This window comes from Streptomyces inhibens (assembly GCF_003389455.1).
GTDB lineage: Bacteria > Actinomycetota > Actinomycetes > Streptomycetales > Streptomycetaceae > Streptomyces > Streptomyces inhibens.
In genome coordinates this window covers 122,191-129,035 of record NZ_QUAC01000077.1, presented here as the reverse complement: position 1 = coordinate 129,035, position 6,845 = coordinate 122,191, and the positions used below count along the sequence as shown (strand labels likewise).

6 protein-coding genes are annotated in these 6,845 nt (G+C 71.1%); 5 read left to right on the top strand and 1 reads right to left on the bottom strand.

From position 1 onward, the window contains the following. The first annotated feature begins 200 nt into the window (after positions 1 to 200). Together DY245_RS11290 and DY245_RS11285 are read left to right on the top strand one after the other, a co-directional pair. A complete protein-coding gene (locus DY245_RS11290) occupies positions 201 to 1,118 on the top strand; it encodes a hypothetical protein (RefSeq protein ID WP_128506192.1) in 918 nt (305 codons plus the stop codon). Between the two features lie 138 nt (positions 1,119 to 1,256). Further along, a complete protein-coding gene (locus DY245_RS11285) occupies positions 1,257 to 2,198 on the top strand; it encodes an oxidoreductase (RefSeq protein WP_128506190.1) in 942 nt (313 codons plus the stop codon). Between the two features lie 167 nt (positions 2,199 to 2,365). On the opposite strand, the gene DY245_RS11275 is transcribed toward DY245_RS11285, so the two are convergent. Further along, complete coding sequence (locus DY245_RS11275) at positions 2,366 to 2,992, bottom strand: hypothetical protein (RefSeq protein WP_244942979.1); 627 nt, start codon at positions 2,990 to 2,992, stop codon at positions 2,366 to 2,368. 945 nt (positions 2,993 to 3,937) lie between these two features. Here DY245_RS11275 and DY245_RS11270 point away from each other — a divergent pair. The 3 genes from DY245_RS11270 (at position 3,938) to DY245_RS11255 (ending at position 6,706) form a co-directional block, all read left to right on the top strand. Further along, the gene (locus DY245_RS11270; RefSeq protein ID WP_128506186.1) at positions 3,938 to 4,594 is read left to right on the top strand and encodes a hypothetical protein; all 657 of its coding nucleotides are present in this window, start codon (positions 3,938 to 3,940) and stop codon (positions 4,592 to 4,594) included. A gap of 1,183 nt (positions 4,595 to 5,777) precedes the next feature. Further along, positions 5,778 to 6,527, top strand: a 750-nt coding sequence (locus DY245_RS44270; protein ID WP_220377880.1) for a hypothetical protein, incomplete at its 5' end; no start/stop codon positions are given. Then, on the top strand, positions 6,524 to 6,706 hold the full coding sequence (locus DY245_RS11255; protein ID WP_128506183.1) for a hypothetical protein: 183 nt from the start codon (positions 6,524 to 6,526) through the stop codon (positions 6,704 to 6,706). The genes DY245_RS44270 and DY245_RS11255, both read left to right, overlap by 4 nt. Positions 6,707 to 6,845 lie beyond the last annotated feature (139 nt).

The following is a 6,845-nucleotide window of genomic DNA, read 5'->3' as shown; positions in this document are numbered from 1 at the left end:
ACTCCTCGCCCTGGCAGCCGGCATCTGGCACAACTGGACCACCGGCGCCAAGACCAAACGATCCCTGATCGCCTACGACCACTAGAACATCGGACTCATTCATCTAGGTCCGGTTTGACCGGTACCTGACGATCGGTGACGCATGTGCGACCGCATCCCGGCCCACCAGGACCGGAACCGCTCCTTGGAGGAGAAGCTTGATGAAAAGCAGCGCGCCGAGACGCACTGTGGCCCGTGCGGCGGCCGTTCTCGCGACGGCCATGACCCTGGCGGTGGCGGCGGCCCCGCTGACAGGCACGGCGCAGGCCCACGACGCCGTATCGGGATCCCTCAGTTTCAGCGGCGAGCCGGGCGAGTTCGTCTCGGACGGGCAGTCCCACCAGTACACGGCCGGGGCCACCGAGATGTTCGACGTCTCGGGTCCCACCGACGAGAACTCCGTAGGCCTCACGGTAGTCACCCCCGAAGGCAAGCGCTGGTACCTCCACATGGCCGCTCCTGACGGCCAGAAGCTGACCGACGGTGCCACCTTCACCGGGGCATCGCGCTGGCCCTACGCCAAGCCCGAAGACCCGGAGCTCCAGTTCGGCGAGACCGACCGGTCCTGCGACACCGGCACCGGCTCCTTCACCATCTCCCACATCGCGTACGGCCCCTACGGCTACATACGCGAACTCGACGCCACCTTCGAGCAGTACTGCAACGGATCGACGCTGCCCCTGCGCGGCGAGGTCCACGCCCGCACGGCCGAGCCGCCGGCCGAGCTGGCCGTCGGCCTGAACCTCGACACCACGGGCAAGGTCGACACCCACACCGGCAAGATCACCGTCGGCGGCAACGTGACCTGCAACAAGCCGGCCCGGATCACCCTCGCCGGCAACGCCGACCAGACCCAGAAGCGTGCGACGCCGGCCGGCTGGTACGAGGAGCAGGTCGTCAACTGCACCCCCGGGGCCCCGGTCCCGTGGACCGTCTCCTTCGCCAGCATGGAGCCCGGCACCACCTTCCAGCCCGGCACCGCGACGGTGCGCGGCATCGGCAGGGCGGATGACCGCGACTACCCGGTGACGGTCGACACCGGGTACAAGACGGCCGAGGTCACGCTCGTCAAGTCCTGACCTCAAGTCCTGACCTCAAGGCCTGACCTCAAGGCCTGACCTCAAGGCGGGCCCGGCACGGAGCCGGGCCCGCACCTGCGCCCCTGGTCGCCGTACCCCCAGGCGTAGCCTGGACGCCCCCTACGGAGGAGTGCAGGCGTGACCCGGTGGAACACCAGCCACATCCCCGACCAGACCGGCCGCTCGGCGGTCGTCACGGGCGCGAACAGCGGCATCGGCTACATCACCGCGCGCGAACTGGCCCGGCGCGGCGCCCGGGTGCTGCTGGCCTGCCGCAATCCGTCGCGCGGCAACGCCGCCCTGGACCGGCTGCGCACCGAAGTCCCCACCGCCGAGGCCGAGTTCCGGCCGCTGGACCTCGCCGATCTGTCCTCCGTACGGGACTTCGCGGCCACCCTCGACGACTTCGACGGCGACCGCCTCGACCTGCTCATCAACAACGCGGGCGTGATGGCGCTGCCGTACCGCACCACCGCCGACGGCTTCGAGATGCAGTTCGGCACCAACCACCTCGGCCACTTCGCGCTGACCGGACTGCTGCTGCCCAAGCTCCTGGCCACGCCCGGAGCCCGCGTCGTCACCGTCTCCAGCATGCTGCACGCCCTCGCCGACATCGATCTCGGCGACCTCAACAGCGAGCGCTCCTACCGCCGTTGGATCGCCTACGGCCGTTCGAAGACCGCCAATCTCCTCTTCACCCACGAGCTCTCCCGGCGGCTGGCCGCGGCCGGCTCGCAGGTCGTCGCGGCCGCCGCGCACCCCGGCTACGCCTCCACCAATCTGCAGACCGCGGGCGCCCGTATGGAGGGCCGCACCTCCGCCGAACGCTTCATCGAGCTCGGCAACCGCCTGATCGCCCAGTCCCCCGACGGCGGCGCCCTGGGCACCCTCTGCGCGGCCACCGCCCCGCACATGCGGCCCGACTCCTTCATCGGCCCGCGCAGCGGACTGCGCGGCGCCCCGGCCCAGTCCTACCGCGCCCCCTGGACCAGGAACGACGCGAACGGCGAGCGGCTGTGGGCCGCCTCGGAACAGCTCACCGGTGTGCGGCACGACTTCTCCCGGCCGGCTAAGGGGTGAGCGGCGGCGGCGAGTGATCTGCCGGGCTGGCCTCGCTGGCCCGGTTGACCCGGCTGTCTCGGTTGACCCGGCTGGCCCGGCTGGCCCGGCCGTTCTGGCTGGCCCGGCCGTTCTGGCTGTTCTGGCAGTTCTGGCAGTTCTGGCTGTCCCACCGCCGGCCGGGCGGTTCACTCCAGCCCCGACGCCTCGAACACGGCCCGTGCGCCGTCGTGATCGATCCGTTCCGCCAGCGCCCGCAGCGGGGCCGCGCCACAGCGCAGCAGCCCCCGCTCGCGGGAGCGGCATACGCCCTGGTCAAGACGGTGCCACAGCACCGGATTCGCGGTGAGGACCTTCGGGTCCAGCTCCACCCGGCCGCCCACGGCATCGCGCAGCACCAGCCGCGGGGCCATCCCGTCGCAGAGCCGGACGGAGACGAGCAGATCCGTGTGGACCCTGCGGGTACGCACCGGTCCACGGGACGCCAGCCAGCGCTCACCGGCCGTCACCCGTGGCGGGCAGAGCATCGCGAACAGCGCCAGCGCGACGGCCGCCCAGCACAGCAGCCGCCATGGCACGAGCGTCCCGTTGGCGAGGTCGACCAGCAGCATGAGGGCGAACAGCCCGGCCGTACAGCAGAGCGCGGCCCGCAGCTCGGGCAGCCAGGTGCGGTCATGGTCCGTCCCGCCATGGCGCACCGACGGTGGCGGTATCGCCGACCGGGCCTCGCCCGCCTCACCGGCCTCGCCGGTCTCACCCGCATCGTCGCCATCGTCCGTCGTGAATTCGGGCCCCAGGCCTCGTCGCCGTCCCATGCTTCAGAAGCTAGAGCGGGCCACCCGGGGCACCGGAGGCGTTTACACGGCGCTGACACGGCCCCCGCGAACCTTGACGTACCGCTGACGTGCCTTTGACGCACGCGCCGGAACGCATGCAGGGACGTATGGGACGTGCGCAAGGACGTATGCGACGTGCGCAGGGACGTATGCGACGTGCGCAGGGACGTATGGGACGTATGGGACGTACTCAGGGACGGACGTACGCAGCAACGTAGGCAGGCACGGTCCGTGAAGCCTCAGCGTCCCTGAAGCCACAGGGATCGTGAAGCCTCAGGGATCGTGAAGTCTCAGCGGTCGGAGATACGTTTCCCATGATTCCCACGCTGGCCAGTGATTCCCACGCTGGCCAGTGGTGATTTCTGCCCGCTCTCCAGCTATCGCCGCCAGCCGCTCAGGGTCACCGAGAAGGGCCCGCACCGAGCACCGGTACAGGCGTCATCCTTCCCAGAGCAGCAATACCAGCGACCCGACCTCGCCGCCCTGGAAACACCAAGCGGGCGGGGTTTTTGCGTGGCCAATGCCATAAGCCCGTCGAAGTCGGGGCGATTCCTCATCCCCGGAGACCCGAGATCTGCACCGACCTGGTCACGCGCGGACCGGTTCGTGTGGTGGACCAACTCGCCGGAGACGGGCTGACTGCACAAGCTGTCGGCTCCCCGCACCGGGTACCGGGTACCGAGCGGTGTCACGCGGGGGTCACGCCGGACCAACACCCCGGTCATGGTCGACCTCCCACCCTGAAGGTGCCCACGGTCCATCCACTCAGGAGCAGGCATCATGGCGACAAACATACGGAAGCGCATTCCCCACGTGATCGGCGCGTCTTTCCTGGCCGTGACACTCACCGGAACGGTGGGTGCGATAACCGCGATGGGCGCTGATGCAGCGCCTCAGACAACGCCCACGTCGTCGGCACTAGAAGTGCCGGGCCAGACAACGGGCGCCACCACAACCGGCGCCACGATCGGCGGAGGCGGAGGCGGCACCACGGGCGCCACCAGCACCGGCGCCACGATCGGCGGAGGCGGAGGCGGCACGACCGGTGCCACCACCACCGGCGCCACCATCGGCGGAGGCGGAGGCGGCACCACAGGCGCCACCACCACCGGCGCCACCATCGGCGGAGGCGGAGGCGGCACGACAGGCGCCACCAGCACCGGCGCCACGCTCGGCGGAGGCGGAGGCGGCACGACAGGCGCCACCAGCACCGGCGCCACGATCGGCGGAGGCGGCGGCGGCACGACCGGTGCCACCACCACCGGCGCCACCATCGGCGGAGGCGGAGGCGGCACCACAGGCGCCACCACCACCGGCGCCACCATCGGCGGAGTACGCCTCTGCATCATCGGCGGCGTCATCGTCAGCGGACGCTTGTGCGGAGGCGGCACCACGGGCGCCACCAGCACCGGCGCCACCATCGGCGGAGGCGGAGGCGGCACCACAGGCGCCACCAGCACCGGCGCCACGATCGGCGGAGGCGGAGGCGGCACGACAGGTGCCACCACCACCGGTGCCACCATCGGCGGAGGCGGAGGCGGTACCACCGGTGCCACCTCGACCGGCGCCACCATCGGCTGAGGCACCAGCGTCACCGCGTGCTGTGGCCTGATCCACTCGCTCATGTCAGCCTCCTCCACTCCCCCAGTGGCAGTAGAGCCGTTGAGGGAGCGGGCACAGAGCGGCGGATCAGTGGGGTCCGGTGTTCGAGCAGTCGGCACCGGACCTCGCGCGCGGCGGCTCGCAGAGCTCGCAGGTCGTCGCTACGGAAATCAGGCCGCCGGCCGGTCCGGCCGACAGTTCCGGATCGGGAACGTACCCGCGGCCCGAATGGCGTCCTGGGTCCGGGCGAGTGCGCCCGGACCGTGGCGCTCAGGCCCGGGGGTCCGGCATCCGGTACGTGGTGCATGAACAGTCCGAACTTGCGCGCCAGGTCCGCCTTGACACGGGTGTGGAAGATCAGGGCATGCCATCCCCGTCGACCACGCGGAACGGCTTGAGGCGCAGGCCCGGGCTCCGGGCGCAGGCCGCTTCGAACGTGATCGCCTCGACTGATCGTGGTCGGTGTGTACGAGCGCCAAGGCTGGTTCGAGCACCCCAAGTACGGTGCCGAGTCCAAGGAAATCTGCACCAGCCTGGTCAAACACGGACCGGTTCGAGTGGTGGATCAGCTCGCTCGCCGGGGACGGGCCGGCTGCACGAGATGTCGGCTCCCCGCGCCCGGTACTGGGCAGCGTCACGCGAGGGTCACGCCGGATCAACGCCGCCGTCATGGTCGACCTCCCACGCTGGTGGAGGTACCCACGGCCCATCCACCCAAGAGCAGGCACCATGACGACGAACATCCGGACGAGCATTCGGAAGCGCGTTCCCCAGGTGGTCGGTGTGTCTTTCCTGGCTGTGACGCTCACCGGAACGGTGGGCGCGATCAGCGCGGTGGCCGCTGACGCAGCGCCTACGAAGGCCACGGCGCAATCGTCGAACCTGACACCGGACGTGCTCTGCTCGTCGTTCCACTTTGACAAGCAGACCGGAAAGCTCGTCAATTTCCCGTCGAACTGCACACTGCCAGGCGGTGGAACCACGGGCGCCACCACGACTGGCGCCACCACCGGCGGCACCACAACCGGCACCACAACCGGCACCAGCACTACCGGTGCCACCACTACCGGCGGCGCCACGACCGGCGGCGGTGGAGTTGGGTCCGGCACCAGCGGCGGCGTTGTCGGTGGCGCCGGGGCCGGGGGGTCTGGAGGGTCTGGCNGTTGTCGGTGGCGCCGGGGCCGGGGGGTCTGGAGGGTCTGGCGTCCTCGGCGGCGGCATCTTCGGCGGAGTTGGAGGGTCCGGAGGCACCGGAGGAGGCGGCATCTTCGGCGGAGTTGGAGGGTCCGGAGGCACCGGAGGAGGCGGCATCTTCGGCGGAGTTGGAGGGTCTGGAGGATCCGGAGGAGGCGGCATCCTCGGCGGAGCCGGAGGATCTGGAGGATCCGGAGGCACCGGCGGCGGCATCCTCGGCGGAGCCGGAGGATCTGGAGGATCCGGAGGCACCGGCGGCGGCATCCTCGGCGGAGCCGGAGGAGCCGGAGGCACCGGAGGGTCAGGAGGCAGCGCCACCGGCGGCAACGCCAGCACCAGCGGCACCGGAGGCAGCGCCACCGGCGGCAACGCCAGCACCAACAGCACCAGCGGCAACGCCACCGGCGGCAACGCCACCACCGGCAGCACCAGCGGCAACGCCACCGGCGGCAACGCCACCACCGGCAGCACCAGCGGCAACGCCACCGGCGGCAACGCCACCACCGGCAGCACCAGCGGCAACGCCACCGGAGGCAACGCCACCACCGGCAGCACCAGCGGCAACGCCACAGGAGGCACCAGCAGCATCCTCACCGGAGGCAACGGCGGCACCACGGGCGCCACCACACCCGGCGCCACCGTCACGACCGGCGCCAGCACCACAACCGGCGCCACCACGCCCGGCGACGGCAACGCCACGGGCGTCGGCGGAGGTTGAGGCGAGCCACGCACGACGCCCCGGCCTCCCCCCTCACCGCCGACGGCCATGCCTCCGCCCTCGCCCACAACGCCACGCCTCTCGGCGTCCTGCTCCTGCTCAAGGCGTTCGCGTCCGGCTACTCGACGCTGACCGGTGTCGAAGCGGTCGCCAACGCGGTGCCGACACCCGCTCCATAGGACGCCCGATCGCCACGTAAGCCACCGCCCTGACCGCTCGCCACCCCGCATCACCGTCACGCCGGGCACCCCGCCACCCCGCCACCCCGCCACCCGCATCACCACCCTCACCCCGGAGGCCGAACCCACCCACCTCCGG

What these genes read in the sequence shown, in the direction of transcription:
- DY245_RS11290 (WP_128506192.1), top strand. Translation starts at nt 201, where the DNA reads ATGAAAAGCAGCGCGCCGAGACGCACTGTGGCCCGTGCGGCGGCCGTT.
- DY245_RS11275 (WP_244942979.1), bottom strand. Translation starts at nt 2,992, where the DNA reads ATGGGACGGCGACGAGGCCTGGGGCCCGAATTCACGACGGACGATGGC.